The organism is Janthinobacterium sp. UMAB-56 (genome assembly GCF_900095265.1).
Lineage (GTDB): Bacteria > Pseudomonadota > Gammaproteobacteria > Burkholderiales > Burkholderiaceae_D > Janthinobacterium.
In genome coordinates, this window is sequence record NZ_LT607655.1 from 119,607 (window position 1) to 136,709 (window position 17,103).

The window sequence follows — 17,103 nt, forward strand, 5'->3', positions numbered from 1 at the left end:
TGGCGCGTTTCACGAAAAACCTGCGCGCGCCTACCAGCGCGAGCGGTGGCTTTCCGTCACCCCCGCCAGTTGCGCCACGATGCGCTTGGGCGAGTCGGCGCTGGCGCGCACCCAGCCGCTGAACGTGCCGATGGGCTGGATATAGCGGCTGGCGGCGATCCACAGGTTTTTATCCTCGCGCCGCGCGCCTTCCGGCTTGAAATGCAAGTCCAGCAAATCGTCGTCCGTCCACACATGCCACGGCGCCAGCGGGTTGTCGGGATTGAAGTCGAAATGCGCGCGGCCCAGCGGATACAACTGGCCATCGAGCCACAGCGCGTTTTCATGCGCGCCAAAATAGCCTGCCTGCAGATTGAAACCCAGGTCCAGGCTGTGCGCGGACGCCCAGCGCCATTCCGTCTCGCGCGCCAGCAAGCCGTTCGAATAATCGAAGCTGGCCACGCCGTCATCGAGGCTGTAGCCCATGGCGCCGCAACGCGCCGTTCCCCACAAGGGCAGGCCGCCCGACTTTTGCGTGGCGTGCACGCTGCCGCCCTCGCCCACGGGCCCCACGGCCAGCAAGGTGGGCGCCACGGGCGGGCCGCATTCCGCATCGATGCCGAAATGACCGCAATCGAGCTGCAAACGGTAGCGCTGCTGCGGCTGCGCCTCGATGCGGATGGTATTCGACAGGAAGCGGAAACGGCTGCTGGCAGCAGCATGCGGCGCCACCGACGCGGACAGGCCGGGAATGCCATCTTGCGAAAAGGTCGCCACGATCTTGCCCTTGTGGCGGTCGAAGGCATACGCGAACGCCGTGTTGGTCCAGCCCAGGTCGACGATGGCCACGCCGCAAAATACGGCCGGCGTGGACAGGGCCACGTAATGCCAGCGCTTGTGGTGGAACAAGCGCCAGAGTGCGCCGCGCGCATACGGCGGCGCCAGCGCAGCCCAGTCGAAGGTGTCCAGCTGCCCCGAGTACCGGCCAAAGCATGGGACGCCATTGGCGTCGAGCAGGTGGGAAGGAGCCGCTGGCAGCATCATGCTGCCCGCCTTGCTGCAGCGCCGCTGTCGTGCAGGGCCTCGGCCAGCTGCGCGCCAAATAGCGCCGGCTGCGCTTGCGCAATATCGATATCCGGGCAGGCATGCCAGAGCGCCAGCCGCTGCACGGCGCCAGCCACGTCTTGCACCAGGCGGGCACTCACGCGCACGCCCTCTTCCAGCGCCAGCGACTTGATTCCGAAGCGCCCCTGCGCGCGGTGCGCCTTGGCGTCCAGGCGCCCCACCAGCGCGCCGCGGCGCAAGATCGGCAGGGTGAAGTATCCATAGCGGCGCTTCTCGGCCGGCGTGTAGCATTCGAGCCGGTAGTCAAAGCCGAACAATTCCAGGGCCCGGCGCCGGTCCCAGACGACAGGATCGAAGGGCGAGAGGATCGTCGTCAGGGTGGGCGCCAGCTTGCCGGCGGCCGCGTCGCGCGCCAGTTCCGCATGTTCCGCATGCACGTACACGGCGTCAATCCAGCCGGCCACCCTGCAACGCAGCAGCGCGCCCTCGTCCACCAGCGCCTGCAAATCCTGCGCCAGGCTGGCGCGCGCTTGTTTCGTGCGGAAGTAATCGCTGATCCAGCTGGCCCGCGCCAGGCCCAGCGCCTTCACGCTGGCCAGCAGCAGGCAGCGGCGCACCTGTTCTTCGGGCGGCAGCAAGCCGTCATGCCAGCCCGGCAAAACGCGTTCGGCAAGGTCGTAATAACGCTGGAAATTGTGGCGCTTGGCGATCATCAGCACGCCCGACGTAAACAGCACTTCGAGCGAGCGCTTTTCCGGCTTCCAGCGCCACCAGCCGCCCGCCTGGCCATCCCTGCGTTCAAAGTCAGCCGAGCGCGCGGCGCCATTGACGCGGATGTGCTCCAGCACGGCAGCCACGGCGTCGCCCTGCTCGGCCATCCACTTTACCGAATACTTCCAGCCCATGGCGGCCGGGTCGAGCATGCGGCGGCGGTACAAGCCATAGTCTTCGATGGGCACGAAGCAGGCTTCATGCGCCCAGTATTCGAACAGCGCGCCCTCGGCCAGCAGCTGCTCCAGCCACGCCTGCGGATAGTCGCCCAGCCGGCTCCACAGCACCAGATACGGGCTGCGCGCCACCACGTGGATGGTGTCGATCTGCAGCACGCCCATCTGCCGCACGGCGGCCAGCACGTCAGCCTTGACGGCCTTCTTGCGGCGCGCCTGCAGCAAGCCCTGCGCGGCCAGGTGCAAGGCGCGCGCGGCGGCCAGCGATAAAGGGGGGAGGTTGGGACGAATGGCGTGGTCTGGGCTATGCATGGCTGAAAGATACCGCATTCCGCGTACTACCTGTACGTTTTATTGCTATCGGATCAGCATCCCGGGCGCCCGCATGCCGTCCTGTTCCAGGCCGCTCTGCGTGGCGTCAAGGCCAGATCGCACGCTCAGTCCTTTTTCTTGATCAGGCCGGCCAGCGCGGCGAAGGGGTTGTGCGTGGCGGGCGCCACCTCGGCCGACAGCAGCCCGGCGCCACGGTCCGCTTCCAGGTAGCGCGAGTGCTCATTGTCGTGGCAATACAGGCACAGCAGTTCCCAGTTGCTGCCGTCCGGCGGATTGTTGTCATGGTTATGGTCGCGGTGGTGCACCGTCAGTTGCTGCACGTTGGCACGCGTAAATTCGCGCATGCAGCGGCCGCACACCCACGGATACATCTTCAGCGAGCGTTCGCGGTAACCGCTCTCGCGCTGGTCGGCGGCGCGGCGCGCTTCGGCCACGATCTTGTCCAGTCTTGCTGCGTCGGGCTTTTTACTCTGCATGACAACTTTCGATAGGGTAGGAAGAAGCTAGCATTTTAATGACGATGCAAGCCGAATTGTACTTTTTCTGCCTCGTCCCCTGCCCGTGCCGCCACCGTATTGTCTTTTTTAGCATGCGCCGCGCCACGCAGGCTTGATTTAACGCAAAATAAGACCAGCGATTGACGACAAACAGACGGTGGGGACAGCAACTGGGCACAGCGCAAGCAGGCCGAATCGGCTATCATGCGCGCCACGCCGCTCCCCCGCCTTCCCCTTTTTCATGAATCCAGCCTGCAAGCGCCCGTGATAGCGATAACAAGACCCCTGCAACGCCTTGCCCGCCGCCTGTACCATCTGAGCCTGGTGCCCCTGTTCGCGCTCCTCTTGCTGCTGGCGCTGTGGGCGGCCGTCTTTTACCAGGTGGGCCAGGAACGCGCCAGCGCCGTGCGCGACGCCGTGGCCGTCAGCCAGTCGCTGGCGCGCACCCTGGCCGACCATACCAGTTTCACCCTGCGCCAGACCGACCACGCCACGCAATTGTTCAAGCTCAAATATGAGGAATCAGGCGGCGGCCTGCGCCTGAAGGAATTCACGCGACGCCAGGGCCTGCTCGACAGCGTGCTGCCATCGAAGCTGGAACTGCCGATCGCCCTCATCGACGCGCAGGGCAAGGTGATCGACAGCGCCAACGCCTATTTGCCGGAAAACCTGGCCAAACAGGCCTTTTTCAGGGCACTGGCCGCCAGCGCGTCCGACACGGCCCTGGTCGACACGCCCATGCTCGACGCAGGCAGCAAGCACTGGACCATCCGCCTGGCGCGCCGCCTGAACGATGCGCAGGGCCGCTTTGCCGGCGCCATCCTCATCCTCGTCGACCCCACGTATTTTGTCGACGACTACGACCGCCTGAACCTCGATGAACAGGGCGCGCTGATGCTGGTGGCGCGCGACAGCGGCCTGACGGTGGGGCGCGTCGGCGAACAGCGCATCCTCAGCGACCGCATCGACTTCCGCATGCCGGGACCGCCGCAGCACGCCGCCGAAGAACTGCTGATCGAGCCGCCCGTGGACGCGACGTCACGCATCTACAGCTACCACGAGCTGCCGCGCTACCCGCTGCTGGCGGTGGTGGGCGTCAGCCGCGCCGTCGCCCTGACGCGCTTCGAACACCGCCGCCTGGTGTATGTCGGCGCGCTGCTCGCCGCCAGCGTGCTCATTGCCGGCTTTACGGCCCTGCTGATGCGCCAGAGCGCGCGCCTGCGCCGCAGCATCCGCCAGGCCAAGGAAACCCAGGCCCTGTTGCGCGCGGCGCACCAGGGCAGCCTGGATGCCGTGCTGCTGCTGAAGGCCTGGCGCCCGGCGCCGGGCAAGCCGGTGGAAGACTTCATCTTCGCCGACGTCAACGAGCGGGCTGCCGAGATGCTGGGCAAGCCACGCGCCGAACTACTGGGCCAGCGCGTGCTGCCGCAGGTGCCGCTGCTGCGCGGCGAACGATTTTTCAAGCGCTTCGTGCTGGTGATGGAAACAGGCCAGCCGCTGGAGGATGAATTCGAGCTGGCACTGGCCTCGGGCGGTACGCGCTGGCTGCGCCACCAGGTGGTACCGATCGCCGACGGCGTGGCCGTCACCTCGCGCGACATCAGCGCGCGCAAGCACGACGAACTGGCGCTGCAGGATAACCGCAGCTTCCTGCAGTCGCTGATCGACCATCTACCCGTGCTGGTCTATGTGAAAAGCGCACGCCCCGAGAATTTCGGCCAGATGGAAGTGTGGAACAAGGCGGCCGAGGATATCACCGGCCACCTGGCCGCCGACGTCATCGGCAAGACCGATTGCCAGGCCTTCCCGTCCGACTTCGGCCTGCACGATGCCGAGGACGACCGCGCCATCCTGGCCGAGCGCGGCGTCATCGACCATACGGAAAAGCCGCTGCGCCTGCGTGACGGCAGCCTGCGCTACCTGCGCGCCGTCTCCGTGCCCGTGTTCGACGAGCGCCAGCAGATCGAACATATCCTGTGCATCGCCGAGGATATCTCGCAGCGCCGCCAGCAGGAACTGGCACTGCGCCAGAAACAGGCCGAGCTGGCCGCCGTCAACGATGCCTCGCCGCTGGGGCTGGTACGCCTGGACCGCCAGCGCCGCTGCACCTACGTCAACCGCACCTTTGAAGCGATCACGGGCCTGCCGCGCGCCGCCGCCCTGGGCGCCGGCTGGACCAGCGCCCTGCACCCCGACGACTACCCGCTGATGCACATGGCGCTGGAACAGCTGACGCGCAACCGCACGCCCTTCCAGTCCACCCTGCGCTGCCTGCAGCGCGACGGCAGGCTGGTCTGGGTCTCCATGAAGATCGCCCCCATCCTCATCGACGACCAGATCGACGGCTACGTGGGGACTCTGGACGACATCACCACCTTGCGCGAATCGGAAATGGCGCTGCTGGCAAGCGAAGCACGCCTGCGCACCATCGCCGACACCGTGCCGGCCATGATCGCCTATATCGACGCCGACCAGGTCTACCGCTTCCTGAACATCGCCTATGAGCGGGAAATCGGCCTGACGGGCCGGCAGGCGCTGGGCTGCAGCGTGCGCGATACGGTGGGCGAGGCGCGCTACCGCACGGTGGTGCCCTATATTGAAAGAGTGCTGGCGGGCGAAAACCTGAGCTTTGAAGAAGAGGATGAAATCGAGGGCGTCGCGCGCTGCATGGAAGTGATCTACATCCCGCAAATCGGCGAAGACCAGCTGCAGGTGGCGGGTTTTCACGTGATGCGCCAGGATATCACCATGCAAAAGCGCGAGAAACAGCGCCTGCTGAAACTGGCCCAGGTCGATGTGCTGACCGGCTTGTCGAACCGCGCCGGCTTCCAGCAAAAACTCAGCGACGCCATGCACGCGAGCCGCCAGCAGCAGCACCTGATGGCCGTCATGTACATGGATATCGACCATTTCAAGCCCGTCAACGACACGCATGGACACGGCACCGGCGACGCCCTGCTACGCGCTTTCGCCCAGCGCCTGACGCAAACCATGCGCGCCACCGACATCGTCGCCCGCCTGGGCGGCGACGAATTCACCATCATCATGGAACAGATCACCCGGCCCGACGACGCCGCCGTGCTGGCTGAAAAGATCGTCGCCGCCATGCGGCAGCCGTTCGAACTCGATGGCATCAGCGTGCGCATTTCCGCCAGCATCGGCCTGGCCTACTACCGCGATGAAGACATCCCCCCTGCCGTGCTGCTGCAGCGCGCCGACGTGCTGCTGTACCAGGCCAAGCAGGATGGCAGGAACACTTATCGCGCGGGGGCTGCCGTGGTTTGATCCCGCCGCTGGCACCTGGCGCCATACCTGCTATATTGGCGCCTGTCTTCCCTACCCTTGCCCTACCATGCGCCTGCTGCACACTTCCGACTGGCATCTGGGCCAGACCCTGCACAATTTTGAACGGGGCTACGAACACCAGCGCTTCCTCGACTGGATACTCGACACGCTCGTGACGGAGCAGGTCGACGTGCTGCTGGTGGCGGGCGACGTCTTCGACAATGCCAACCCGTCGGCCGCCTCGCAAAAGCAGCTATATGTGTTCCTGCAGCAGGCGCGCGCCCGCCTGCCCGCGCTGCAGCTCGTCATCGTCGCCGGCAACCACGATTCGGCCGGCCGGCTCGAAGCGCCCGCCCCCCTGCTGGCCGCGCATGGCACGCACGTCATCGGCCATTTGCTGCGCGGCGACGATGGACAGATCGACCTGGAACGCTTGCTACTGCCCTTGACGGGCGCCGATGGCCAGGTGCATGCATGGTGCCTGGCCGTGCCTTTCCTGCGCCCCGGCGACGTGCCGAAACTGCCGGCCGGCGACAGCCAGGATGCCTACCTGGGCGGCATCGCCCTGCTGTACCGCCAGTTGGCAGACCTGGCGCTGGCGCGCCGCCAGCCGGGGCAAGCCATCCTTGCCATGGGCCACTGCCACATGGTGGGCGGCGAAATGTCGAACGACTCCGAACGGCGCATCGTCATCGGCGGCACGGAAATGCTGCCGTCGGGGATTTTTGATGCCGCCATCGCCTACGCGGCGCTGGGCCATCTGCACAAGGCGCAGGCCGTGGGCGGCCAGGAGCACATCCGCTACTGCGGCAGCCCGATACCCCTGTCCTTCGCGGAAGTGAACTACCGCCACCAGGTGCTGTGCCTCGATATCGACGGCGAAACGCTGCAGTCCGTGCGCGCCATCGAGGTACCGCGCGCCGTGCCCCTCTTGCGCGTGCCAAGCATGCCGGCGCCCATCGCCGAAGTCCTGGAACAGCTGGCGGCCCTCGACGTGCCGGACTCTCCGGCCGAGGCGCAGCCTTTCCTGGAAGTGCGCGTGCGCCTGGACGCGCCCGAGCCGGGCCTGCGCACGCGCATCGAAACGGCGCTCGACGGCAAGCATGTGCGCCTGGCGAAGATCGAAACGTCAAGCGCCGCGCGCAGCAGCGCACCCGAGAACATGACGCTAGACCAATTGGGCCAGCTGCAGCCCGACGACATCTTCCGCCGCCTGTACCTGCAAAAGTACGCCGGGGAAGCGCCGCCCGAACTCCTCTCGGCCCTGGCCGAACTGCTGCTGCCCGGCACCTGACTGCTCCTGAAGAACCATGAAAATCCTGAAAATCTGTGGCAAGAACCTGGCGTCGCTGGCCGGCGAATTTGAAGTCGACTTCCAGCAGGAACCGCTGGCCTCAAGCGGCCTGTTTGCCATCAGCGGGCCCACGGGCGCGGGCAAGAGCACCCTGCTCGACGCCCTGTGCCTGGCCCTGTACGATGCTACGCCGCGCCTGCTGAAAGTGCTGGGACGGGGCAGCGCCCTGCCTGACGTGGGCAAGGAAACCGTCAATGCCCAGGATACGCGCACCCTGCTGCGCCGCGGCACACCCGATGGTTACGCGCAAGTCGACTTCGTCGGCAACGATGGCGGCCAATACCGCGCGCGCTGGAGCGTGCGCCGCTCGCGCACCCGGGCCGAAGGGGCGCTGCAGGCGACCGCCATGAGCTTGCACCAGTTGCCCGCGCTGCAACCCATCGGCGGCACCAAGACGGAGGTCAAGGAAGAGATCGAAAAGCGCATCGGCCTGTCCTTCGACCAGTTTACGCGCGCCGTGCTGCTGGCGCAAAACGAGTTTTCCACCTTCCTCAAGACGGAAGACAATGAACGCGGAGAGTTGCTGGAAACACTGACGGGCAGCAGCATCTATACCGACATTTCCATGCGCGCCTTCGAGCGGGCAAAAAAGGAAAAGCAAGTCCTCGAACGCCTGGGCGAAAGACTCGCCGACCAGCGGCCCATGTCGCCGGAAGAACGCGCCGACACCGAGGTACTGTGCGGCGCGGCCGAGACCACCTTGCAAACGATCGACCTGCGCAAGGCCGTGCTGGAACTGCAGCAGCGCTGGCACCACGAAACGCACAAGCTGCAAAGCCAGGTAGCGGCGGCGCAAGCGACGCTCGATAGCGCGGCCTTTGAGCGCGCCGCTGCCGAAGAGCGCCGCACGGCCCTGGCGCAGTGGGAATTGCTGCAGCCGGCGCGGCCCCTCATCGACGACGTGGCGCGCCTGGCCAGCGACATCGCCAGCACCGGCGCCGCGCTGGAAGCGTCGCGTGCGCAGGCGGCCCACGCCGTAGCCAGCGAAGCACAACTGGCGCAAGCCGTGCAACTGGCGGGGGCGGCCCTGCTTGCCAGGGAAGCGGCGCAGCGTGAAGCGGCACCCGTGCTCGATCAAGCCAAGGCGCTTGACGCCGGCATCGCAGCCCACCTGCCCGCGCACCGCCAGGCGCAAGATGGCGCACTGGCCGCCGACCAGGCCAACGCGTCGGCGGGCAGCGCGCTGCTGGCACTGCAGCAGCGCCAGCACGCCATGCAGGCGGAGCAGGAAACGGGCCGCCTGTGGCTGGCATCGCACCAGCACTGGCAGGCGCTGGCTACCTCGTGGCAATTGTCGGACCAGTTGTTCGCCCAGGCAGGCCAGGCTGCCGCGCAAGCCGATGCGGCCGATGCCCAGGTGGCCACATCGGCGCAGCTGGTGCGCGCGGCAGGCAAGGCCGACCACGAGGCACAAGCCGCGTTGACGGCCGCCGCCGCCACGCTCGCCGCGCACGATGCGCAGCGGCGCGAAGCGCAGTGGGCCGTGCAAGCCATCGACGCACAGCGGCTGCAGGAACAGCGCGGCCAGCTGGAAGAGCATGCGCGCCAATTGCATGCGGCGCAAAGGACGTGGACGGAGCTGGCACGCCAGCAGCAGGCGCTGTCGCATGGTCTGGCCAGGGCGGCACAACTGGCGCAAGCCGCGCAAACGGAAAACACGGCGCTGGCGGCGGCAGCGGCACAAGCGGCATTGCTGGAAGCGAGCCTGGCGCAGGCGGAAAAATCCTTGAAGGGTGCGGAAGCGGCATGCGCGGCCAGCGTGGAGCAACTGCGCGCCACCTTGCAGGACGAGCAACCCTGCCCCGTCTGCGGCGCGCTGGAACACCCGTACAGCCACGCCGACCACGCTTTGCAGGCAATGCTGGCCAGCTTGCAGGATGAAGTACTGGCCTGCCGCACGCAGGCGCGCAGCAAGGTGGAGCAGCTGGCAATGCACAGGGCGGCGCTGGCAGCGACTGCGCGCGAACAGGCGCACGCGGATGCCGAACTGGCGGGCTTGCCGCCCACCATCGCCAGCTTGCACGCGCAATGGCAGCCGCACGCCGACACCCTGCAGCTGCCGCCGGAAAACCAGCGCGCCGACTGGTTCGCGCAGCAACTGGCCGCCAATGTGGCAGCCCTGCAGGCGCTGGCGCAGCAAGAGGCGGCGCTGCGCCAGGCCAGCACACGGCGCGAGCAGGCGCAGGCGGCACACGAACGGGCCGGCGTCGAACACGCGCGCCTGAGCGCCGCCGTCGCCGAAACGCAGACACGGCTGGCACAGTTGCTGGCGCAGCAGGCGGCCAGCCAGGACAAGGCGGAGACATCGCGCAGCATGCTTGACGGCTTGCTGGCGCAGCTCGATGCCGCGTTTGACGACGTGGAAGGCGCCGAAGGCTGGAAAGATAACTGGCGCGCTGGCCCCGCCGCCTTCCGCGCGGCGCGCGACACGGAATGCCGGCAATGGCTGAAACAGCAGGCAGACCAGGACAAGCGCGGCCACGCGCTGGCGACCCTGGCCGCGCAGCTGGACGCGGCGCAGCTGGCCGCAGACAAGGCACGGCACACGGCGCAGGAGACCCACACCGTCTTTGCCGCCGCCGACAGACAGCTGACGACACTGCAAGCGCAGCGCAACGCGCTATGGCAGGGCCAGGGCGTGAGCGAAGTGGAACGCAGCCTGGCAGCGGCCATCGCGCAAGCCAAAGAGCGGCTGCTACAGGAGCAGGCAGCAGCCCAGGCGGCCAGCCAGGATCGCGCGCGCCTCGACGAAGCGTGCGCGCAGCTGGCACAGCGCCTGGCCTTCCTGCGCCAGCAAGACAGCGATGCGGCGGCAGCACTGGAGGACTGGTTGCGCCAGTTCCAGCTTGCGCATCCGGCCCATGCCCCCGCCGACATGGCCGGCTTGCGCGCCCATCTGGCCATCGCGCCGCAAGCGATGCGCGCCGAACGCGACGCCCTGCAAGTGATCGCCGACCGCCACACGGCGGCGCTCTCCGTGCTGGCCGAACGCCGGCAGCAGCTGGCCGCGCATGTGCAGCAGCCACCGGAGGCGCTGGAAATGGACGTGGAGGTGCTGCAGGCGGCGCTCGACGCACTGGGGCAGGAACGCCAGGCAGCCAACCAGGAAGCGACGCGCTTACGCCTGGCCATCGCGCAGGACGACACCAGGCGCCACAGCGCGCAAGCGGTGTTGGCGCAAATCGAGGCGCAAGCCGTCATCGAGCGGCGCTGGGCCAGCCTGAATGAATTGATTGGTTCGGCCGACGGCAAGAAATTTCGCAACTACGCGCAGCAATTCACCCTGGAAGTGCTGCTCGGCTACGCGAATGCACATCTGCACCATCTGGCGCGCCGCTATCAACTCGAACGCATCGACAATCCGAACAACCCGTCGCTGGGCCTGATGGTGCGCGACCAGGACATGGGCGGCGAGCTGCGCTCCGTGCATTCGCTGTCGGGCGGCGAATCGTTCCTCGTCTCGCTGGCGCTGGCGCTGGGCCTGGCCTCGCTATCGTCGAACCGGGTGCGCGTGGAATCGCTGTTCATCGACGAGGGCTTCGGCAGCCTGGATACGGAAACCCTGCGCGTAGCCATGGATGCGCTGGACGGCTTGCAAGCGATGGGCCGCAAGGTGGGCGTCATCTCGCACGTGCAGGAAATGACGGAGCGCATCGCCACCCGCATCCTCGTGCAACCTGGGTCTGGCGGCAAGAGCGTGGTGACGGTGCGCTAGCGCACTAGCAAGGGCGTCAGCGAGACAGGGGTTGCCGTCCCAGCCTGAGCAAATCCCAGCCCAGTTCGCGGCGGATCTGCTCCGGGTCGGGCGGCGGCCGGCGCTGTTCCAGCTCCGCTTTCAGCCACTTCCTGACCAGCTCCTTGGCGGGCGGTACAGGCTTTTCCTCGTCATGCTTGTCCATGCTGCTACCTCTTCAATGGCGGTCAGGCGACCTCCTGTATACGTTCAACGTCATGGCACGGATTCAGTTGACGTGCGCGTGGCGCAGATACAACAAGGTGTAACGGTGGCCAGAGTGCGTTAAAATCGCCGCCCTCGCGTAGACGTCATCTACGCCCGGCAACAGTTCAAGGAACCCCATGAAAGCCGCCCGCAGCCTCACCTTCAAGTGCGTAAAATGTCACAAATCCATGCAGGTCTACCTGCAAAAAGTCTCCGCCTGCTCGCATATCCAGCCCTACCAGGGCATTTGCGCATGCGGCGAACTCAAGCGCCACGCCACGGGCCAGGCCGATGCGGTCAAATCCTACCTGGAGTCGGCAGACGGTAGCTGGTCGCACCACCACTAATGGTTAAAGAATGGGACACGACTGCCGTTAACTGAGTACTTGCTCCTTCGGAATGTGTTCATGTCCCAGCTTCCCGCCCTCGTTTCTCCCCTCGCTCCCGGCTCGCGCCAGCCTGCCGCCAATACCCTGGCAGGGCAAGCGCCGCAAAAAACGGGCGCCGGCACGTCCGGCCTGGCAGCGTCGCCCCTGATGCAGCGCACGGCGCAAGACGTGGTGGCGCTGTCAAAAAATGGCCTGGACCTGTCGGCCAAGGGACTGTCGCAACGCACCGATGCGCTGGGCAACGCCACCGTCGATGTGGCGCAGGATTTCCTTTCCAGCATGACGCGACAGCTGTTCGGCGACGGCGCCAGCATTGCCTTCGATTCGGTCGACCTGCAAGCCGGCTCCAGCTTCAGCAGTGGCAGCGCCAGTGTCTCGGGCACCAATGGCAGCAGCCGCGCGGCCGCCTTCAGCCTCGATGAAAACGCGCATTTCATCGGCAAGGGCAAGATCACCACGGCCGACGGCCAGACCTTCGATTTCGAAGTGGAAGTGCAATATCAGTCGAACATCAGCGCAGGCACATTTGCGCAAACACAAGGCGCATCCGAGGAAGCAAGCCCATCCGATGACGCCGCCCTGCCCGCCAAAGAATTGCCCGCCACGACCTTCGGCGGCAATCTGCACGACCTGTTCAAGCTGTTGGGCCAGCAATTGCAAAGCAGCCTGTTCAATCAGCAATCCGAAGGCGCCAGCGCCAGCGGCAAGGATGGCGAGCTGGCGGGCAGCCTGAGCTTGCGTTTGCTCAAGCTGGTGCAGCCGGACCGTAGCGCCGTGGCCGCCAAAGCCGACCAGAAAGCCGTGGAAACCACGCAGGAAGAGCAAGCGCGCGCCCGCGCACTGGCGCTCGCCTATGGCACGGACCCGGCAAACAGCACGAGCAGCAACGTATAATGGAAGACGGCCTGCGCAGGCGACCATGCCGCGCGCCCCCTTCTATCGATTGAATCCCATGTCCGACACTTCTTCACCTACCGTTCATCCGCAGATCCACTGGAGCGAAAACGGCGCCGAACATTCGGCCCGCTGGCGCTCGGAAAGCGGCATGCCGCCGCCCAAGCGCGTCGTCATCGCCGATGACCGCACGACGGCCGACCAGGCTTACCGCCTGGCCTGCGAAGGCACGGCCATGCTGTGGCGCGGCGACTTCCAGAACGCACGCCAGTTGCTGCAAGCGCTGGCGCGGCGCGCCGACCATAAAAACGACAAGCCCAGCAAAAAAGCCCAGGCCGCCAAATTGGCCAAGCCGGAACCGTCCGCCACGGAAGCCTTCCATCTGCACCGCCAAGCCCAGTCGCAGCGCGCCCGTACCCTGGCCATGCTGCTGCTGCCTTTTGACGCCGATTACACGATTCCGCTGCGCCGCGCGCCGGACGTGAAACTGGCTTGCAATGAAGCGTATGGCCGTGGCGAAGAGCCCTTCGTCGCCTCGCTGCGCGAGCTGCTGGGGCTGATTGGAGCGCACGAATGGCGCCGCACGGGCGTGGAACTGCCGGCACTGGGCCAGCGCATCCATCCGCACTACGGCGTGTTCGCGCCGATTCGCGGCGAATACGTGGGCCTGGTGGCGGAGGCGCCGCTGCCCGCGCGCGCCAGCCTGGCTTTCGACATCGGCACCGGCACGGGCGTGCTGGCCGCCGTGCTGGCGCAGCGCGGCATAAAACGCATCGTCGCCACCGACCAGGACCCGCGCGCCCTGTCCTGCGCACGCGAAAATCTGGCCCGCCTCGATCTCCTCGACAAGGTCGACGTGGTGCAGGCCGACCTGTTCCCTGCGGGCCGCGCGCCGCTGGTCGTGTGCAATCCGCCGTGGCTGCCGGCCCGCCCCAGCTCCCCTATCGAGTACGCCGTCTACGATCCGGACAGCCGCATGCTGCGCGGTTTCCTGGCCGGCCTGGCCGACCACCTGGAAGCAAACGGCGAAGGCTGGCTGATCCTCTCCGACCTGGCCGAGCACCTGGGCCTGCGCCCGCGCGCGCAATTGCTCGAATGGATAGCGCAAGCGGGCTTGAAAGTGCTCGAGCGTCTGGACGTCAAACCCACGCACCCGCGCGCGCAAGATGCCACGGACAGCCTGCACGCGGCCCGCTCGAAGGAAATCACGTCGTTGTGGCGCCTGGCGGCAGCCTGATTCCATCTCTGCTGCAAGGCCATTGCGCATTGCAGCAAACCCCGCTATAATTCGGCTGCGGGGTGGAGCAGTCTGGCAGCTCGTCGGGCTCATAACCCGAAGGTCACAGGTTCAAATCCTGTCCCCGCAACCAGATACATGAAAGCCGCTGATTCTTGCAAAGGGATCAGCGGCTTTTTCCATTGCATCGCAGTATGTCAATCGCCATCGTGCAAAGCAAATGCCATCCGCTCTTTCGCAATGCAACAAACTAGTTTATAATTCGCCTGCGGGGTGGAGCAGTCTGGCAGCTCGTCGGGCTCATAACCCGAAGGTCACAGGTTCAAATCCTGTCCCCGCAACCAATACATAAAAACCGCTGACTCCCGCAAGGGATTCAGCGGTTTTTTCATTCCAGGCCTAGTCTGCCCGTACTTTTACGCGGTGACGCTGGCCCTGATCTGCCTGGCCGCCGCGTGCAGGCTGGCCGCGACTCGTTCCAGCTTGTCGGCTCCCGCCGTTTCGGCCAGCGCGGCAAAGGCGCTGATATGAAAAGTGGCCACCATCGCAGGCGATACCTCGAGCTCCAGCGCAGTCCTGCTCAATTCCGTCGACGCCTCGAAGTAAGGTTCACTGCCCGCCTCGAAGGCCTGCTTGGTTTCCAGCAGTTCCTGGCCCCCTTCCGCCTTGGCCAGGCAAGCATCGACCTTTTGCTGGAAGGCCGGCAAGGTATCACGCACGGGGCCGGCATCGGGCGCCGGCTCAGGCGCCGGCTCCGCTGGCGCAGGCGCAACTGCCACCGGCTTGTCCGCCGTCGGCATGTCGCGCAGGGTCAGCCAGCGCTCGACGGCGAGGAAATCGGCAAACGGTTCGGCCACCTTGGGATTCATCAGCCAGACTTCGCCCGTGCGCCAATCTATCCTGGCGCCGCGCTCATTTCTCGCCAACAAAATATCCTTGCCGCCATCGGCATTCGACACCCGACCGATGTCGAGCCAGTTCATCAGTTCCGCCTGGCGCGACATCGCGTTGACCCGATGAAAAAAGGCCAACCATAAGAATCTGGCGACCAAAAGAATCAGGGCACCGCCAACCATCCACATCATTTTTCGCTCCGCACCACATCGACATCCCACATTTTCTCACATGAAAGCTTGCGCCAAGGAAACTTTTACATCTGCCGTGTGCAGGCGCAAGTTCCTTGCCGCGTGCGGCCCGGGCGCGCAGTCGCATTTCAGCAACGTTGCGTTTTCCTGATTGCCTGGCGTGCGCCGCTGCGCTATTATGAGAACAATTCTCATTTAGATTAAGAAGTCCTGTACGCATGCTGTCCCTCCCTTCCCCGTCGTCCGATTTCCAGGCCCTGTATGCCGAGCACCACTCCTGGCTGCTGCACTGGCTGAAGCGCCGCCTGCACGATGCCGGGCTGGCGGGCGATCTGGCGCAGGATACCTTCCTCAAAATCTTCCTTGCGCGCAGCAGTGCAGGGATCGCGCAGCCGCGCCCTTTCCTGGCCACCATCGCCAAGCGCCTGCTGGCCAATCACTGCCGGCGCGCAGAGCTCGAACGGGCCTACCTCGATGCCCTGCTGCACCAGCCGCAAGCCTGTACACCCTCACCGGAAGCGATGTCCCTCCTGCTCGAATCGCTGCAATTGATCGACCGCGCGCTGGACAGGCTCTCCGCCAAGGCCAAGGCTGCCTTCCTGCTGGCCCACCTGGACGGCATGAGCTACGCCGAGATCGCCGCCGAACTGGGTACCACCACGCATTCCGTCAAAAAATACCTGAGCAAGGCCAATCTGCTGTGCTTTTTTGCCGTGCCCGATTTTGCCGCGCCCTGACATGCGCGGCGCCACCGTCTACGCACAGGGCCAGCCCATCGACCTGGCCATCGCCATGCAGGCGGCCGAATGGCTGGCCACCCTGATGAGTGGCGCAAGCACGCCGGCAGAGAAAACGGCCTGGCAGCAGTGGCGCCAGGCGCACCCAGACCATGAACGGGCGTGGAAACACATTGAAAGCGTCAGTGGCGGCTTGCGGCAACTCGATGCCCAGGCCAGCCGCAAGGCGCTGCTGCACAGTCCCAACTCACGTTCCCGCCCTGTCGCCTCAACCTCGCGGCGCCACAGCCTGCGGCTGCTGGCGTGGGTATCAACCATCGGCATCACGGGCTGGTTCGGCGCGCGCTCGGAATATGCGCCCGGTTTTGCCCGCGCCGCGCTGGCCGACCTGTCCACCGGCGTGGGCGAGCGCCGCGAGCTGACACTGGCCGACGGCACTCGCTTGCACCTGAACAGCGGCAGCGCCGTCAACATCCGCTTTAGCGGCGCGCAGCGCCTGCTGCAACTTCTGCAGGGCGAAGTGTTCATCGCCACGGCCCGCGAGACGGGCCTGCCCTACCGCCCCTTCCTCGTCGAGACCGCGCAAGGCCACGCGCAGGCGCTGGGCACGCGCTACTCGGTGCGCCAGGCGGACGGCAACACCGTGGTCGCCGTCGAGGAAGGCGCCGTGCGGCTGACGCCGCGCCATGGCGAAGCCAAGCTGCTCATACAGGCGGGCCAGGGCGGCGGCATGACGGCGCAAAAAATACTGCCCGCGCACGCCGTCTCACCCGATATCTGGGCCTGGCGCCGGGGCTTGCTGCTGGCCGACGCCATGCCGCTGCGCGACTTCCTGCATGAATTGAGCCGCTACCGCCACGGCTTGCTTGGCTGCGACGATGGCGTCGCCGCGCTGCGCATTTCCGGCGTCTTCCCGCTGGCCGACCTGGATGCCGTGCTGCTGTCGCTGCCCGACTCCCTGCCCGTCGACGTGCGCCTGCGCACGCGCTACTGGGTCCAGGTGGAAGCGCGCCAGCCGCGCTGAGCATGTATTTTGAGTCCACCGCAAAAAAACCTTACCCGTTTTCGTTTCTCGCGTGACCTGTGTAGGCAAAGCTCTTTTTGTCGACTACACCACAAGGTAACCATGTCTCCAGTTATGTCTCCCCGATCCCGGCCACGCCCCCGGCGCACGCGCATGGCGCATGCCATCAAGCTCCTTTTCATTGCTTCGGCCATGCTGCTGAACACCCAGGCGCCAGCCCTGGCGCAGGAAAGCGCGGCAGCTGCCGCGGCCAGCCTCGACTTCCAGGTGCCGGCCGGCGACCTGGCAGCAGCGCTGCGCCAGGTCGCCAGCCAGTCGCGGGTCATCCTCAGCTTCA

General features: G+C 66.0%; 13 protein-coding genes and 2 tRNA genes. 10 read left to right on the forward strand and 5 right to left on the reverse strand.

Annotated elements, in window-relative coordinates:
* Positions 1 to 30 precede the first annotated feature (30 nt).
* From K0F85_RS11415 to K0F85_RS11425, 3 genes are all read right to left on the reverse strand, one after another.
* Positions 31 to 1,023, reverse strand: a complete 993-nt coding sequence (locus tag K0F85_RS11415; protein WP_219116162.1) for a DUF2804 domain-containing protein — start codon at positions 1,021 to 1,023, stop codon at positions 31 to 33.
* Positions 1,020 to 2,303, reverse strand: coding sequence for a winged helix-turn-helix domain-containing protein (locus tag K0F85_RS11420; protein ID WP_219116163.1), 1,284 nt, complete (start codon positions 2,301 to 2,303; stop codon positions 1,020 to 1,022). The genes K0F85_RS11415 and K0F85_RS11420 overlap by 4 nt, the downstream gene beginning before the upstream one ends.
* A gap of 125 nt (positions 2,304 to 2,428) precedes the next feature.
* The gene (locus tag K0F85_RS11425) at positions 2,429 to 2,800 is read right to left on the reverse strand and encodes a YajD family HNH nuclease (RefSeq protein WP_034755042.1); all 372 of its coding nucleotides are present in this window, start codon (positions 2,798 to 2,800) and stop codon (positions 2,429 to 2,431) included.
* Between the two features lie 285 nt (positions 2,801 to 3,085).
* Between K0F85_RS11425 and K0F85_RS11430 the strand changes: the two genes are divergently transcribed.
* From K0F85_RS11430 to K0F85_RS11440, 3 genes are all read left to right on the forward strand, one after another.
* Positions 3,086 to 6,106, forward strand: coding sequence for a PAS domain-containing protein (locus tag K0F85_RS11430; protein ID WP_257572701.1), 3,021 nt, complete (start codon positions 3,086 to 3,088; stop codon positions 6,104 to 6,106).
* Between the two features lie 67 nt (positions 6,107 to 6,173).
* Positions 6,174 to 7,400 carry an exonuclease SbcCD subunit D C-terminal domain-containing protein gene (locus K0F85_RS11435; protein ID WP_219116164.1) on the forward strand — a complete coding sequence of 409 codons (1,227 nt, stop codon included), beginning with the start codon at positions 6,174 to 6,176 and terminating at the stop codon, positions 7,398 to 7,400.
* Positions 7,401 to 7,416: 16 nt separating this feature from the next.
* Positions 7,417 to 11,175: an AAA family ATPase gene (locus K0F85_RS11440; protein WP_219116165.1), complete on the forward strand. Its 3,759-nt coding sequence runs from the start codon at positions 7,417 to 7,419 to the stop codon at positions 11,173 to 11,175.
* Between the two features lie 16 nt (positions 11,176 to 11,191).
* Here the strand turns inward: K0F85_RS11440 and K0F85_RS11445 are convergent, their stop codons facing one another.
* Positions 11,192 to 11,359: a hypothetical protein gene (locus K0F85_RS11445; protein ID WP_219116166.1), complete on the reverse strand. Its 168-nt coding sequence runs from the start codon at positions 11,357 to 11,359 to the stop codon at positions 11,192 to 11,194.
* A 178-nt stretch (positions 11,360 to 11,537) separates the two neighbouring features.
* Between K0F85_RS11445 and K0F85_RS11450 the strand changes: the two genes are divergently transcribed.
* From K0F85_RS11450 to K0F85_RS11470, 5 genes are all read left to right on the forward strand, one after another.
* The gene (locus K0F85_RS11450; protein ID WP_034755039.1) at positions 11,538 to 11,747 is read left to right on the forward strand and encodes a hypothetical protein; all 210 of its coding nucleotides are present in this window, start codon (positions 11,538 to 11,540) and stop codon (positions 11,745 to 11,747) included.
* A gap of 60 nt (positions 11,748 to 11,807) precedes the next feature.
* A complete protein-coding gene (locus K0F85_RS11455) occupies positions 11,808 to 12,683 on the forward strand; it encodes a hypothetical protein (RefSeq protein ID WP_219116167.1) in 876 nt (291 codons plus the stop codon).
* Positions 12,684 to 12,741: 58 nt separating this feature from the next.
* Positions 12,742 to 13,920, forward strand: coding sequence for a class I SAM-dependent methyltransferase (locus K0F85_RS11460; RefSeq protein WP_219116168.1), 1,179 nt, complete (start codon positions 12,742 to 12,744; stop codon positions 13,918 to 13,920).
* Positions 13,921 to 13,976: 56 nt separating this feature from the next.
* A tRNA-Met gene (locus K0F85_RS11465) sits at positions 13,977 to 14,053 on the forward strand.
* Positions 14,054 to 14,187: 134 nt separating this feature from the next.
* Positions 14,188 to 14,264, forward strand: a tRNA-Met gene (locus K0F85_RS11470).
* Positions 14,265 to 14,336: 72 nt separating this feature from the next.
* On the opposite strand, the gene K0F85_RS11475 is transcribed toward K0F85_RS11470, so the two are convergent.
* Positions 14,337 to 14,903, reverse strand: a complete 567-nt coding sequence (locus K0F85_RS11475) for a hypothetical protein (protein ID WP_219116169.1) — start codon at positions 14,901 to 14,903, stop codon at positions 14,337 to 14,339.
* 320 nt (positions 14,904 to 15,223) lie between these two features.
* Between K0F85_RS11475 and K0F85_RS11480 the strand changes: the two genes are divergently transcribed.
* Both K0F85_RS11480 and K0F85_RS11485 read left to right on the forward strand, forming a co-directional pair.
* Positions 15,224 to 15,742, forward strand: a complete 519-nt coding sequence (locus tag K0F85_RS11480) for a sigma-70 family RNA polymerase sigma factor (RefSeq protein ID WP_219116170.1) — start codon at positions 15,224 to 15,226, stop codon at positions 15,740 to 15,742.
* Between the two features lies 1 nt (position 15,743).
* Positions 15,744 to 16,766 carry a FecR domain-containing protein gene (locus K0F85_RS11485; protein ID WP_219116171.1) on the forward strand — a complete coding sequence of 341 codons (1,023 nt, stop codon included), beginning with the start codon at positions 15,744 to 15,746 and terminating at the stop codon, positions 16,764 to 16,766.
* Positions 16,767 to 17,103 lie beyond the last annotated feature (337 nt).